The organism is Marinomonas rhodophyticola, from assembly GCF_026113935.1.
GTDB classification, from domain to species: Bacteria; Pseudomonadota; Gammaproteobacteria; order Pseudomonadales; family Marinomonadaceae; genus Marinomonas; species Marinomonas rhodophyticola.
Window position 1 is genome coordinate 1 of the sequence record NZ_JAPEUL010000004.1, and the last position, 13,424, is coordinate 13,424.

Below are 13,424 nucleotides of genomic sequence, written 5' to 3' on the forward strand. Positions count from 1 at the left end.
GAAGGCCCTGATAGCTAACGCTGTCAGGGCTTTTTTTCGTCTCAAAGAAAGGGGCCGAGGTGCATCACCATCACCTTGGTATTCGCTTCGCTTTTGACGACCTAAAGGCCGACAGGTTATTCGATTTTTGTAGGTCGTGGCTTTAGCCTTAAGGATCCCCACATTTATTTCTAGCACTTGGTTTCCAATAGAAGAAGGTCTAACGCCTCAAATAACATTTTTTCTGTTATTTCATAACGGGAGGTTTTCAGGATCCTTTTGGCTAAATAGCAATAAGACAATACTCGCCTCGTTGTTATCGTATTTGATTGGAAATGACGATGATAACCTTGCATCTCTGCCGCTTTCCCAATGACGTAAAGGCACCATTGAGCAAGTAAGGCAATTAACAGGAGGGTTTGTAATCGCTCAATAGATTGGCTTCGGCTACGTTTTAGTCCTAGCCCATAATATTCGTTCTTCGTGTCTCGGAATGCTTCTCCGATAGTCATTCTGCGCTTATAAATATTGACTAGAGCAAGAGGAGGAAACTCGCCTTTTGGCAAGTTACTGACTAGAAACCAAGGCTCTCTGTTTGCTTTAGAGCACTTCTTATAATTGTTACAGTTTGGTCTTTTAACGGGTTTGCTTTTTTTCTTTGTAGGGCGTGGACTTTTATACAAAACACCACGACAAGGCCATTGTTGTTGTTTTGATAGACGCAAGCCGGACAACTCCATTGGTTTTGTGGTGGCTTGATGATGATAACCGTCAACGAGAGTCCATTGTGGTCGTTTATCCGTTTGGCATTTTACCGTTCCACGTGTACGTGCAAGCCAATACCAATCTAATTGCTCTATTGCTTTGAACCACGGAACCTTAAATCCTGCGTCCGTGCAGATAATAGGGGTACAGTCAGAGGGAAGTATTTGCTTTAAATTATTTAAGAAGTCGACATGTCTTTTATGATTATTCATAGCTCCTTCAGGGTGTACTTCTTCATATAAAGTGAAAGCTCTTCCCTGAAAGGCCACTGAGGCGCGCAGTAAAACAAAGCTAAAATCATAAACACTTGACCAATCAACAATGATGGGCAAGAACTCTTGTGCAGAAAAGTGAGAGGCAAGGGTCTTATAAAATTGATTTCGGCATTGGTGTAATTGGATGTTTCCTAACAGTCGATCAACTCGTTTAATGCAATATTTTTCAATGACGTTAGCGTCTTCTCCTAGTTTTCTACCAATTGCCGTTAGGCTTAATCTGGCGCCTTCTTTAACGGAGGATACTGCATCTGATAAAGCTGTATAGGTTCGCTTATCAATGGAGATTGAATTGTCAGGAAGTAAACTCGATAATAACAATGTGATGCCCCTTGTCTGGCTTATTTTTTGGCGAAAATAGTTTAACCAACAAGTGGGCATCACTCTATATTTGTGGGGATCCTTAAGGCTTTAGCCCGACAAGACATGATGTGTTGTCGCGAGCTTTTTTGACGGCCTGAAGACTTAAGGATCCCCACATTTATTTCTAGCACTTGGTTTCCAATAGAAGAAGGTCTAACGCCTCAAATAACATTTTTTCTGTTATTTCATAACGAGAGGTTTTCAGGATCCTTTTGGCTAAATAGCAATAAGACAATACTCGCCTCGTTGTTATCGTATTTGATTGGAAATGACGATGATAACCTTGCATCTCTGCCGCTTTCCCAATGACGTAAAGGCACCATTGAGCAAGTAAGGCAATTAACAGAAGGGTTTGTAATCGCTCAATAGATTGGCTTCGGCTACGTTTTAGTCCTAGCCCATAATATTCGTTCTTCGTGTCTCGGAATGCTTCTTCGATAGTCATTCTGCGCTTATAAATATTGACTAGAGCAAGAGGAGGAAACTCGCCTTTTGGCAAGTTACTGACTAGAAACCAAGGCTCTCTGTTTGCTTTAGAGCACTTCTTATAATTGTTACAGTTTGGTCTTTTAACGGGTTTGCTTTTTTTCTTTGTAGGGCGTGGACTTTTATACAAAACACCACGACAAGGCCATTGTTGTTGTTTTGATAGACGCAAGCCGGACAACTCCATTGGTTTTGTGGTGGCTTGATGATGATAACCGTCAACGAGAGTCCATTGTGGTCGTTTATCCGTTTGGCATTTTACCGTTCCACGTGTACGTGCAAGCCAATACCAATCTAATTGCTCTATTGCTTTGAACCACGGAACCTTAAATCCTGCGTCCGTGCAGATAATAGGGGTACAGTCAGAGGGAAGTATTTGCTTTAAATTATTTAAGAAGTCGACATGTCTTTTATGATTATTCATAGCTCCTTCAGGGTGTACTTCTTCATATAAAGTGAAAGCTCTTCCCTGAAAGGCCACTGAGGCGCGCAGTAAAACAAAGCTAAAATCATAAACACTTGACCAATCAACAATGATGGGCAAGAACTCTTGTGAAGAAAAGTGAGAGGCAAGGGTCTTATAAAATTGATTTCGGCATTGGTGTAATTGGATGTTTCCTAACAGTCGATCAACTCGTTTAATGCAATATTTTTCAATGACGTTAGCGTCTTCTCCTAGTTTTCTACCAATTGCCGTTAGGCTTAATCTGGCGCCTTCTTTAACGGAGGATACTGCATCTGATAAAGCTGTATAGGTTCGCTTATCAATGGAGATTGAATTGTCAGGAAGTAAACTTGATAATAACAATGTGATGCCCCTTGTCTGGCTTATTTTTTGGCGAAAATAGTTTAACCAACAAGTGGGCATCACTCTATATTTGTGGGGATCCTTAAGCCTGAAGACCGACCTACAGGGTTTTAACTATATATCACCCTAGTATTCGCTTCGCTTGCGCCTGTTTCGCAGGCTCTACGCGTCAGCGCGAATCCAACACCAAGGCGATTGTTGTGCATTTTTTCAAAAATTTGATTTATATAGTTTTTGTCGAATAAATGCCGACCTGCAGATACTGCGTGATGTGCCGCTATACGCTTTTATCAGCATATTCTATCTCCACTGATTAGCTAATCGCTGAATCTGATGTTTGTGAAAGAGGCTAAAATCGAGGTAAAGAGTTGGCCTCTTCTTTCAGCCATTGCTTTAGGTGTCTGATTGCGTCTTCATTTTTACGACTTTCTTTGTACGCTAAATGAAAGTTGTCACCTGTTTTGAACGCTTGGCAAGGTAATCGTGTGAGTGGTGTTTCTTCGTATTTCTCATTCATCATATAGTCATTAACGAGTGCAATGCCAAGTGAGTGTTTTGCGGCTTCATATGCGAGCATGAGGTGACTAAAGCGGTGAAATTGTATTGTACTTGGTAGAGGCTGCTTTAAATTTGCAAACCATCGTCTCCAATCCTCTGTATGACGATCATAGATGCTATATGAGGTGATAAGTGGAAATTGTGCCAGTAAGCTTGGCGTTGCTTTTAGTTTGTCACTTAATTCTTGAGTTGAGGTGATATTTAGTTTGTTTTTAATGGTTTCAAAATATTGGTGACTACATACTGGAAAAAGCTCCTCTTGATATAAAGATTCAAATAAGAACCCTCTTTTTCTTTTTCAACGGTGATAAAAAAGTCTGCCGTTCTGTCTGATAAATCTGGAGAGTGGTGGCTCATTTCTATACTCAGCTCTAAGCTTGGGTGTAGACGTTTAAGTTCTGGTAGTCTGGGGATTAGCCAGTAGACGGCAAACGAGCTGTACACGGCCAGTCTTATATGTGTTTTCTGTACACCCTTCAGACGATTTGTGGCTTCGTTTATTTGCAGTAATGAGCTGCTGATGGCATCTAAATACTGCTTACCTTCTTTGGTGAGTTCTAGGTTTCTACCTTGGCGATGAAAAAGGCTTTCTCCTAGATAGTTTTCAAGAATTCTTATCTGATGGGATACGGCGCTCTGGCTCACATTTAGCTCGTTGGCTGCTAATGAGAAGCTGTTAAGTCGAGCCACTGTCTCAAACACAGGTAGGGATTTTAAAGGCGTCATATTTATTATCCAAATAACTAATACTGGGTTTGAATATATCACTTTATCTAATGATGTAAACTTACTAAGCTACTGTGAATTTGAATACTTTGTAGGAGAGTTGTGTGTCGGGTCGTACCGTTAGTAGTGCTATTTTTGTATTAGTATTAGGCAGTTTTTTTGCTACCCTGTGTGACACTTTTATCAAAATGGCAGGCTCTGATGTGGCTATTTTTCAGTTCACTTTTCTGCGTGCTGTTTTTATGTGCCTCATTCTTTGTCCTATTGTGGCGTTTAGGTTTCGTCACTACGCAAAATCGACCGCTTTTTTAGGGCTAAAGCTTCATTTTATTCGCGGTAATATGTGGGTGTTGGCGGCTGTTTTATTGGTCCTTTCTTTGGCGGAACTATCATTGGCAACGGCTAATGCGGTGTTTTATACCGCCCCGATTTTTATTATGCTTTTGGGGGCTTTTTTCTATAAAGAGCGATTAACAGTGGATGTTGTGTTCGCCGCGGTTCTTGGCTTTATTGGTATTTTAGTGATACTGAGGCCGACAGAGGTTAGCTCTGGTATGGTGAGTGCCATTCTGTTTGCGATTGTGCTTGCTACAAATAGCTTGTTAATTAAGCGTCTACCGCAGCAACAAGATATGCTATATGGCTTATTCGTGACCCAGCTCTTTGCGTTGCCATTGGCTGGAGGATTGGCTTTTTGGGAGGGGGCTGCGTTTCAGTTGGATGTATTAATGTATTCGGCTTTGTCGTCGATATGCTCAATTTTATATAGCGTATCGTGTCTAGTCGGGTATCGATATGTTGCATCAAGTCAGGTAACCAGTGCTGAGTATTCCGGATTGATTTTTGCTTTCCTGATTGGTTGGTGGTTTTTTGGTGAAGCGCCAGATTTAGGTTTGTTTGTTGGTTCTTTTTTCGTTATAGCGCCTTTGCTTTATTTGAGTCATAAGGACATTAGACGCTTACGGAAGGAGCAGTTGTTGTCTAATACCCGATCAAATTTGGGAGCCGGTTGAAGCATTTGAGCAAAGATTTTTAATCATTTGCTCAATCATTTCCGAAAGATCTGCTTGGTCTAGGTAGATACCATCTATAAAAAGCCTAGCCAGCCCATGAAGACTTGCCCATGTGGTTTGTCCAATTCTTAATGCGGTATTGTTTTTTGGCAATACGTTTTCTGCTTGCAATGTTTCGACCCAGTCAATCCATGCTTTAAAGGTCTGTTTAGAGGCTTTTTTTAGTGAATCGCTTGGTGTGCCAGCTTTCCATAATGTCCTACCGTACATGAGATCGTAGGTTTCACTGTGTCGAAGGGCATACTCAACGTAAGCACATACGTAATTCCTAAAGCTTTCTTCAGCACTAATTTTTTGCGCTTTTAAGGTATTCAATATGCCTTCTTGTTCATGAAAACCTTTTTCAGCTAGAGCACAGAGTAAGGCGTTTTTATCTTTGAAATGATGATATGGCGCCGTTCTTGAGACTCCAACGGTGTCTGCTAATTTGCGCATACTGAGACTTTCTACGCCCTGTTCTTTGATAATGAAAGAGGCGGATTCAAGCAGTGATTTAGTGAGATCACCATGGTGATACTGAGTTTTTAGTGTTGGCATGAGCTGATTAAATACTTGTATCTTGACAATGTCAAAATGAATATCTATCTTGACAGTGTCAAAATTGTACGCGGGCAGCTGCAATATTTAAAAATAATAAACAAAGTGAGTCACATTATGAGCCAATCACCATACCCACACCTTTTTCAACCATTAGATCTTGGTTTTACTCAGTTAAAAAACCGCGTCATTATGGGATCTATGCATTTAGGGTTAGAAGAAGTCAAAGGCGGTTTTGCTCGTATGGCGGCATTTTATGCAGAACGTGCTAGAGGTGGCGTCGCTTTGATTGTGACAGGTGGAATTGGCCCGAATGTGGAAGGTGGTGTGTATGCTGGGGCCGCGTTGATGGTCAGCGATGAGGATGTTGCCAACCATAGCCAAGTAACCAAGGCGGTTCATGTTGAAGGCGGTAAGATATGCATGCAAATTTTACATACTGGGCGATATGCCTACAATCCTAAATTAGTAGCGCCTTCTGCATTACAGGCTCCAATTAATCCCTTTAGTCCTCATGAGTTAACCGATGAAGAGGTTTCTCAACAAATTGAAGATTTTGTGCGCGCCGCGGTGTTGGCGCAAAAGGCGGGTTATGATGGCGTTGAAGTCATGGGGTCGGAAGGGTATTTAATTAACCAGTTTGTTGTTTCTCGCACCAATCATCGTGATGATGATTGGGGTGGAGATTATGGAAATCGTATTCGCCTACCGTTAGAAATTGTGCGTCGAATTCGGGAGGCGGTAGGTGATCATTTTATTATTATTTATCGTCTGTCAATGTTGGATTTGGTTGAACAGGGAAGTACGTTGGAAGAAGTGGTTACACTGGGTTTAGGAATTGAAAAAGCAGGAGCCAGTATTATTAATACAGGTATTGGTTGGCATGAGGCAAGAGTACCGACTATTGCGACAAAAGTACCTAGAGCGGCCTTTACTTGGGTAACCGCAAAGCTTAGAGAGTCATTGAATGTCCCTTTAATTACGTCAAACCGTATCAATATGCCCGATGTTGCAGAGGCGGTCTTGGCTCGTGGTGATGCGGATCTTATCTCAATGGCAAGGCCATTTTTGGCCGATCCTGAGTTTGTGGTGAAAGCTGAGCAGGGTCGAGCAGATGAAATCAATACCTGTATTGGCTGCAACCAAGCCTGTTTGGATCATGTTTTCGATCATAAAATGACATCTTGTTTGGTAAATCCAAGGGCCTGTCATGAGACTGAATTACTCATTACTCCGTCAGAAACAACAAAACACATTGGTGTGATTGGTGCAGGACCTGCAGGTTTGGCGTTTGCGACGACCGCTGCGAGACGAGGTCATAAAGTTACTTTGTTTGATGCTGCTAGTGAAATTGGCGGGCAATTTAATATAGCTAAGCGTATTCCTGGTAAAGAAGAGTTTTATGAAACCTTACGTTACTTTACGCGTCAGTTGGAATTGACAGGAGTGACCTTGCAGCTTGATACCGAGGTTGACGAATTACTGTTGCAACAATACGACTTTGATGAATTGGTATTTGCCACAGGGATTGTACCAAGAGATTTGGATATTGAGGGGATCAATCATCCTAAAGTATTGAGCTATTTGGATGTTATGAACGGTCATACGGTCGGTAAGCGTGTGGCTGTAATTGGTGCAGGCGGTATCGGTTTTGATATCAGTGAATATTTGATTCATGACCCAAATCATTCCCCACAAAGTATTGACGGTTTTATGAAACAGTGGGGCGTTGATATGACGTTTCGTGCCAGGGGGGTGTCGAGGGCATGAAAGCCGATTTTGCACCAGCAGCAAGAGATATTTTTCTATTGCAGCGAAAAGCCTCAAAAGTGGGGGCGAACTTAGGTAAAACGACAGGTTGGATTCATCGAACGGAGTTGTTAAAAAAAGGTGTGACCATGATCGCTGATTGTGAGTATCAAAAGGTGGATGATCAAGGGCTGCACATACTAGTATCTGGTAAGCCGCAATGTTTAGACGTTGATCATGTGGTTATTTGTGCAGGTCAATTGCCAAATAAGGCGTTGGGTGAAAGCTTAGATCGGCCAGTGCATTTTATTGGTGGTGCTGCGGTCGCCTCAGAGTTAGATGCCAAACGCGCAATTAAACAAGGGACTTTGTTGGCTTGTTCATTATGATGCCGTAAACTCATTGCTTGAGTGGTTGGCTTAAAAAATCGGGCTATACCACTCTAGTCATTTTTTGCGTTCAGAAGTTAGACTAACACTTGCCGAGTAGTGGCAATGTGCTCATGAATTTGATCTTCAATACCTGAATCAATCATGGCTTTTGGACGGCAATCGTATGGGTAGGCCATTTTCGGTGTGGTACCAAATAATCGACAGATTAATGGGCGTTCATCATACACTTCTCAACCACTTGGTCCCAAGTGAACACAATTAAGCTCTTTTAAAACGGCGTTACGCTCAGCGTCTGATTTAACTGGTAGGCGCAACATTTCCTCTGAAGAGGCTGTGACAGCACCGCAACAATTGTGACAGCTTGGTTTGCATTCAAACGTCGGGATGCGTTCATGCAGTCTTCCAATGATGTCTCTGTCGTAAGTTATGTATTGTTGCCTTTCGTGTCGAGTTGTTTAGCATTATTGCTGATGTTTATAATCAAGTATTTTATAAAAATTATGTAAATCGCTTTATCCAGTTGAGTATTGTTGTAACTTATCACTATAAAATACGTGATTGAAGTAGAGGTTGTTGGTGAATGGATTTAGCAGCGTATTGTTTGAGTTGAGATTTATGCCGATATTTGAAGTATTGCTTGAATGGGTTAGCTTTCACTGGGTAACTATTATCGTCGTGTTGCATATTGGTTTGTCTGCTGTGACATCCTTGCATGTGCTGCTGTTCAAAGAAAACGAACGTACTTCTCTTGCTTGGATAGGTTTGGTGATATTTTCGCCTGTCTTAGGCAGTTTGTTCTACTGGTTGTTTGGCATAAACCGCATTAGGCGTATAGCAAAGAGAGAGCACCCTCAAACGCTCAAACAAGACTTCCGCTATAAAGAGGATTGTATTGATTTTCATTGCCTACCTGAAAACTGGCATTCCTCTGTTATCGCGGGGTACGCTATTCATCCAGTGAATTATGTTGATGATAATAGTATTGAGCCCTTGTTAACGGCGATAATGCTTATCCTGCGATGATAAAATCGATTCAAGCTGCAAAACATCACATAGTTTTATCAAGTTATATTTTTGATTACGACTCACTTGGACGTCAATTCGTTAACGCACTAGCGCAAGCGCAGCAGCGTGGTGTGTTAGTGCATGTTTTGTTAGATGGTATTGGAGTTGGTTACAGCTGGCGTAAATCAGATAGGGCATTAAAGAAACGAGGTGTGAGAACGGCACAATTTTTACCTGCGATTTCGTTTACAAGCATTCGTTTTATTAACCTAAGAAACCACAGGAAAATACTCTGTGTTGATGGTGAAGAAGCTTATATTGGTGGCATGAATATCAGTAAAAGTAATCTGGTTAAGTCTGCAAAACACCCGATTGATGATGTTCATTTTAAGGTGGTGGGCTCTGTTATTGATCAAATTAGCCAAGTTTTTATAGAGGACTGGTTCTTTGCTACAAGAGAGTTGATTCAATTTCCTTCCTATAGCCCAAGCACTCTGAAGGTAAAAAATGATAAATCTGTTGTCGCTAGAGTTATTCAAGATGGCCCGGATGAGCATCATAATAGGATACGTTGGACACTAATTAACGCACTCGTTTGTGCGCAGAAAAGCGTTAAAATCATCACTCCCTATTTTATTCCTGATCAAACATTAATGACATCGCTTCATGCCGCAGCTTTGCGTGGCGTGTCTGTTGAAATTATTGTGCCTGAGCACAGTAATATTCTATTTGTAGATTGGGTTATGGAAGCCAATTATCCAAGAATTATAGAGCATGGTATAAAAATATATAAAAATAAGCGGCCGTTTGATCACAGCAAAATAGTGCTTATTGATGATGTCTGGTCATTCATAGGTTCTACTAACTGGGATGCCAGAAGTTTAGAGTTCAACTTCGAAATCAATTTAGAATGTTTTGATACGGATCTGAATGCGCAGCTGACGGAATTATTTGAGTCCAAGAAATTCAACGCTGAAGGTGTGGTAGAAGAGGATGTTCGAGGTTTATCCATCTATAAGAAAATCCGTAATAACCTATTTCGTTTGTTTTCTCCGTATTTGTAATCCGAATTCTTGTTCGTTGTTGTTATCATTTTTAAAGGCTATTTTTTATGATGAAAAGTCGTTATAGCACTGTTGAGTCGTTAAAAATAATGGGAAGCGCTTCGAAACAGGTGATAGGGCCAGATATTAAGGTATTGTTGTGGAATGTGTTTAAATGCAAACGAAAGGGTTGGCAGAATGATTTTACTTCTCTCATTGACGATAAAGATTTAATCCTGTTGCAAGAAGCCATTCTAAACTCGCCCTTTGACGGAATGTTTAACCATTCTTCGCAACATCAGTGGATTATGGCGAGCAGCTTTAAAAACGTAAAGTCTAACATTGAAACGGGAGTTAAAACCGGATCAAGCGTTATGGCAAATAAGCATTTTTTTTCAGCATCTACTCATAGTGAGCCTATTACTAAAACTAAAAAAATGGTGTTAGCAACCGAGTATCCGTTAGCAAGTACAACAGAACCTACCCTTGAGCAGTCGCTGCTCGTTATCAATACTCACATGATTAACTTTGTTTCTTTCGAAAAATTCAGCGCGCATCTTGATCAAGCTTTTCAGGCTCTAGAGCATCATAGTGGCCCGATATTATTGGCCGGTGACTTTAATACTTGGAACAAAAAAAGAATGCAGTATTTTGATGAGCTAGCTATGTCATGCTCGTTAAAAGAAGTTGATATCACTCGTCAGCCAAGGCTAGGTCATTTATTTCGTCATCTTGATCACATTTATTGCCGCGGATTAGGCGTTGTTGACGTGCATGTTCACACAGATATCCATTCGTCTGATCATTACCCAATCAGTTTGTCACTTCGTCTCGCAGATGATTAGCTTTTTATATAGGCTAATCATTGTCGATTTTTTTACGCATTATCTAATAGTTTGCTCAAGGCTTGTAGGCGGATGGAGACTTCCTTTCTGTCCAAGTCTATTAGTTGCTGTTGCTCTAATCCATGTTCGATCATGAGCTTTTGATGACGGACAAAGGACCAATGAGTTGCATAATTTGCTTGTTCAGCAATACGAATCAAACCTTCTAATTGACGCAAACGCACTGCTAGGCAAGATTGTGAATATTGGCGAATTTGGTCAAAGGCGATATTGGCTAGGGTTTCAAATGATGTCGTTTTGTAGGTTACTCGTTCTACTCCTTCCTCATCATAGGTGATGCCTTCAGGGAAGTTTTTTTGAGTCAAATCACAAATCGTTGCGGTGAGTTTATCTATGCAGGCGATGGCTGAATAGGGGTCATTTATGCCGGGTGATAGGGTCTCTCAAGGCGATTTCAACCAGTTGGTGCACTGCAAACTCTGGGTCTTGTATTGGGGTGCGTTTTGGGTATCAACGTAAAGCACTCGTGCAGTGTTTGTTTATCCTCTTCTGAAAAGTTTTCGATGTCACTTTTCATCACAATCATGCGGTTGACGACAAAATCGCCTGGATTGACTGTGATATTCAGATGGCCATCTAGTTTGCACATTAAATCGGTTAAATCTGAGTAATTAATTGCTTGAATATAACCACATGAATGGCTTTTGAAATTGAACTGCTTGTTGTTTTCTGTTTGCGTTGACTCTTGAGTTTGGCTTTTGTTCCTTGAGGAGCAGGTGTCTTCTTCCTCTTTTTGCTGTTTAAAGATTTGGTTAATGCTGTCTTGCAGCTCTTTATAAACATTGTCTATGACACTGTCAGATTGCAGATTGAGAGAAACGTGGTGAATAAAATAGATAAGCAAAAGAATGCCGAACATCGTCATTAATATTGCGCCAGCAATAGTAAGCCCTGGAAGAAAAGCACCACCGGCAAAATCATCAGTTGTTCTAACCAGAATCAAGCAGTAAACAAATAAAGATATAAAAATACCAAGTACGACTTGGGTGCTAGAGTCTTCCATAAAATTGCGAATTAATCTCGGTCCAAACTGCGACGAGGCGTTGGTAAGGGCAACTATGGTAATGGAAAACGTGATACTTACTACCGTCATCACACTGCTCGCGACGGTAGTAAGAAGGTCTCGAGTGATGCTTGCATCGGCGTGGTATAAGAAATTTAGCCAATTTAACGAGTTTAGCCCAGCGTATAGATCAATCAGCAGCAGTGATATACAGCTTAAAATGGTGAGCGATAAAATCAGGCATGGTGTAAACCAGAAACTGGTTTTAGCGGTATCGTACACTTTTAATATTTTAGTGTTTTTAATCATTGGTAATGGCAAAAGGATACGTCCTTGTGTGTTGTTGGAAATTTGCGGCTACTGGCTTTTTTCGTTCGGTTCTCCCGTTTTGAGTAACTTCAATAAATCTTCTCTTTTTATACTGCCTTTTAGTGCGAGATCTAATTGATATTGGTATTCGTTATTCCAGTCCGTTGTTCTAGGACTGAGTGCAGATAGGTCGCTCATGGCGGATTTCATGACTTTTAGGTAAGCCTGAATATTTTGTTCTTGATTGATTAAGATATTTTTTAGAGCCGTCGCGCTACTGTGTCTTAGGTAAAGCTTTAGTGTTTCATTTTGTTCTTCAATGGTTTGTATCTTGATATCTTGTTGAGACTGTATTTTCTGTATGTTGAGTAATTGTTCTTCATGAGTGCTCAGTTTGTTGAGGGTTTCAACATCTTCTTGGGATTGAAGTAGAAAGTAGGTCACGCCAGAAGAAGCGCAAACACTCAATAGGAAACAGGATAAAAAAGCGACTATAGGTATTTTGCTTTTTTTGGGAGTCGGCTCTTCTACCTCCACTTTTTTATCGACAATAGGTTTTTGTGGCATAATTGGCCCTCCTTACTTCACTCATATGATGATTTAATAGTGTGCTTTTTTGCATAAAAAGAACACGTTTTTATCTTTGCTTTTATCGGTTTTATGTCAGTTTTGCCTTATTACCACCACGGCGTGCTCTATTATTGCTCTGGATTATGTTTAGGGTAGTCTTTAGAGACACATTCAGCGGTTTAGTTTTTGCCTCAGTACACGTAAAATATGCGCCCATGACAATGGGTGTGTAATAACCTACTAAAATAGTCAGGTAAATACTTGATCAAAACAGTAGGTTTTGTGTACTATTTACTTTTACAGAATAATCTAAAGTGGATAGTTTATGCGCCTGACAACAAAAGGTCGTTATGCGGTAACCGCCATGCTTGATTTAGCATTGCATTCGGATAAAGGACCTGTGTCGTTATCGGATATTTCGAATAGACAAGGAATATCATTGTCTTATCTTGAGCAATTGTTTTCTAAGCTCCGTAAGAAAGCTTTGGTAAACAGTGTCCGAGGACCTGGTGGCGGTTATCGTCTTAGCCGATCTAACCATGATATTTTTGTTGCTCAAATAGTCGATGCGGTTAATGAGTCGGTAGATGCAACGGGCTGCAAAGGCCGAAGTGATTGTCAAAGCGGTAATACTTGTCTCACCCATCATTTATGGTGTGATTTAAGTGATCAAATACACGATTTTTTAAATCAAATTAGCTTAGAGCAGCTTGTGCGTCGCAATGATGTACGTCAAGTTGCTGAGCGACAAGATCTTGAGAGCCGACAACGCTGTCTTCAAAATGACAAAATTAGCGCGGCCATTGTTGATTAAATAGAAAATAAATTAATAGAGCTTAATGCGCTGATTCACGGCGTATTAGTGGCTATAATTGAGT

At 40.8% G+C, this 13,424-nt stretch carries 13 protein-coding genes and 2 pseudogenes; 6 read left to right on the forward strand and 9 right to left on the reverse strand.

All coding sequences use genetic code 11. From position 1 onward, the window contains the following. Positions 1 to 170: 170 nt before the first annotated feature. The 4 genes and pseudogenes from ONZ52_RS00545 to ONZ52_RS00560 all read right to left on the reverse strand — a co-directional run bounded on the left by ONZ52_RS00545 (position 171) and on the right by ONZ52_RS00560 (position 3,960). Positions 171 to 1,340 carry an IS4 family transposase gene (locus ONZ52_RS00545; RefSeq protein WP_265216702.1) on the reverse strand — a complete coding sequence of 390 codons (1,170 nt, stop codon included), beginning with the start codon at positions 1,338 to 1,340 and terminating at the stop codon, positions 171 to 173. Positions 1,341 to 1,506: 166 nt separating this feature from the next. Then, on the reverse strand, positions 1,507 to 2,676 hold the full coding sequence (locus ONZ52_RS00550) for an IS4 family transposase (RefSeq protein ID WP_261599300.1): 1,170 nt from the start codon (positions 2,674 to 2,676) through the stop codon (positions 1,507 to 1,509). Positions 2,677 to 3,025: 349 nt separating this feature from the next. After that, positions 3,026 to 3,460, reverse strand: a pseudogene (locus ONZ52_RS00555) (LysR substrate-binding domain-containing protein); the annotation flags it as partial. After that, entirely contained in the window at positions 3,436 to 3,960 is a 525-nt protein-coding gene (locus tag ONZ52_RS00560; protein ID WP_265216703.1) for a LysR family transcriptional regulator, read from the reverse strand. The pseudogene ONZ52_RS00555 and the gene ONZ52_RS00560, both read right to left, overlap by 25 nt. Positions 3,961 to 4,064: 104 nt before the next feature. On the opposite strand from ONZ52_RS00560, the gene ONZ52_RS00565 reads away from it, so the two are divergent. Beyond that, a complete protein-coding gene (locus ONZ52_RS00565; protein ID WP_265216704.1) occupies positions 4,065 to 4,973 on the forward strand; it encodes a DMT family transporter in 909 nt (302 codons plus the stop codon). On the opposite strand, the gene ONZ52_RS00570 is transcribed toward ONZ52_RS00565, so the two are convergent. Next, on the reverse strand, positions 4,953 to 5,570 hold the full coding sequence (locus tag ONZ52_RS00570; protein ID WP_265216705.1) for a TetR/AcrR family transcriptional regulator: 618 nt from the start codon (positions 5,568 to 5,570) through the stop codon (positions 4,953 to 4,955). The two genes, ONZ52_RS00565 and ONZ52_RS00570, sit on opposite strands and share 21 nt — an antisense overlap. Before the next feature lie 117 nt (positions 5,571 to 5,687). Between ONZ52_RS00570 and ONZ52_RS00575 the strand changes: the two are divergent. Continuing rightward, positions 5,688 to 7,708, forward strand: a pseudogene (locus ONZ52_RS00575) (oxidoreductase). A gap of 77 nt (positions 7,709 to 7,785) precedes the next feature. On the opposite strand, the gene ONZ52_RS25150 reads toward ONZ52_RS00575, so the two are convergent. Then, positions 7,786 to 7,938 carry a hypothetical protein gene (locus ONZ52_RS25150; RefSeq protein WP_265216707.1) on the reverse strand — a complete coding sequence of 51 codons (153 nt, stop codon included), beginning with the start codon at positions 7,936 to 7,938 and terminating at the stop codon, positions 7,786 to 7,788. 388 nt (positions 7,939 to 8,326) lie between these two features. Between ONZ52_RS25150 and ONZ52_RS00585 the strand changes: the two genes are divergently transcribed. From ONZ52_RS00585 to ONZ52_RS00595, 3 genes are read left to right on the forward strand one after another with little or no spacing between them, the layout of a single operon-like run. Next, a complete protein-coding gene (locus tag ONZ52_RS00585; protein ID WP_265216708.1) occupies positions 8,327 to 8,734 on the forward strand; it encodes a PLDc N-terminal domain-containing protein in 408 nt (135 codons plus the stop codon). After that, positions 8,731 to 9,780 (forward strand): phospholipase D-like domain-containing protein, encoded by a 1,050-nt coding sequence (locus tag ONZ52_RS00590; RefSeq protein ID WP_265216709.1) that lies wholly within the window; start codon positions 8,731 to 8,733, stop codon positions 9,778 to 9,780. The genes ONZ52_RS00585 and ONZ52_RS00590 overlap by 4 nt, the downstream gene beginning before the upstream one ends. A 47-nt stretch (positions 9,781 to 9,827) precedes the next feature. Then, positions 9,828 to 10,604 carry an endonuclease/exonuclease/phosphatase family protein gene (locus ONZ52_RS00595; protein ID WP_265216710.1) on the forward strand — a complete coding sequence of 259 codons (777 nt, stop codon included), beginning with the start codon at positions 9,828 to 9,830 and terminating at the stop codon, positions 10,602 to 10,604. A gap of 32 nt (positions 10,605 to 10,636) precedes the next feature. Here ONZ52_RS00595 and ONZ52_RS00600 read toward each other — a convergent pair whose 3' ends face one another. Genes ONZ52_RS00600 through ONZ52_RS00610 form a run of 3 tightly spaced genes read right to left on the reverse strand, consistent with a single transcriptional unit; the run spans position 10,637 to position 12,543 of the window. Continuing rightward, a complete protein-coding gene (locus ONZ52_RS00600; protein WP_265217753.1) occupies positions 10,637 to 11,029 on the reverse strand; it encodes a DUF2254 domain-containing protein in 393 nt (130 codons plus the stop codon). A 29-nt stretch (positions 11,030 to 11,058) separates the two neighbouring features. Further along, the gene (locus tag ONZ52_RS00605; protein WP_265216711.1) at positions 11,059 to 11,988 is read right to left on the reverse strand and encodes a DUF2254 domain-containing protein; all 930 of its coding nucleotides are present in this window, start codon (positions 11,986 to 11,988) and stop codon (positions 11,059 to 11,061) included. Between the two features lie 36 nt (positions 11,989 to 12,024). Beyond that, a complete protein-coding gene (locus ONZ52_RS00610) occupies positions 12,025 to 12,543 on the reverse strand; it encodes a hypothetical protein (protein ID WP_265216712.1) in 519 nt (172 codons plus the stop codon). Positions 12,544 to 12,871: 328 nt separating this feature from the next. Between ONZ52_RS00610 and iscR the strand changes: the two genes are divergently transcribed. Continuing rightward, positions 12,872 to 13,360, forward strand: a complete 489-nt coding sequence (gene iscR, locus ONZ52_RS00615) for a Fe-S cluster assembly transcriptional regulator IscR (protein ID WP_265216713.1) — start codon at positions 12,872 to 12,874, stop codon at positions 13,358 to 13,360. Positions 13,361 to 13,424 lie beyond the last annotated feature (64 nt).

Coding starts and splice junctions, on each gene's coding strand:
- ONZ52_RS00590 (WP_265216709.1), top strand. CDS start 8,731: ATGATAAAATCGATTCAAGCTGCAAAACATCACATAGTTTTATCAAGT.
- ONZ52_RS00610 (WP_265216712.1), bottom strand. CDS start 12,543: ATGCCACAAAAACCTATTGTCGATAAAAAAGTGGAGGTAGAAGAGCCG.
- ONZ52_RS00570 (WP_265216705.1), bottom strand. CDS start 5,570: ATGCCAACACTAAAAACTCAGTATCACCATGGTGATCTCACTAAATCA.
- ONZ52_RS00560 (WP_265216703.1), bottom strand. CDS start 3,960: ATGACGCCTTTAAAATCCCTACCTGTGTTTGAGACAGTGGCTCGACTT.
- ONZ52_RS00585 (WP_265216708.1), top strand. CDS start 8,327: ATGCCGATATTTGAAGTATTGCTTGAATGGGTTAGCTTTCACTGGGTA.
- ONZ52_RS00595 (WP_265216710.1), top strand. CDS start 9,828: ATGATGAAAAGTCGTTATAGCACTGTTGAGTCGTTAAAAATAATGGGA.
- iscR (WP_265216713.1), top strand. CDS start 12,872: ATGCGCCTGACAACAAAAGGTCGTTATGCGGTAACCGCCATGCTTGAT.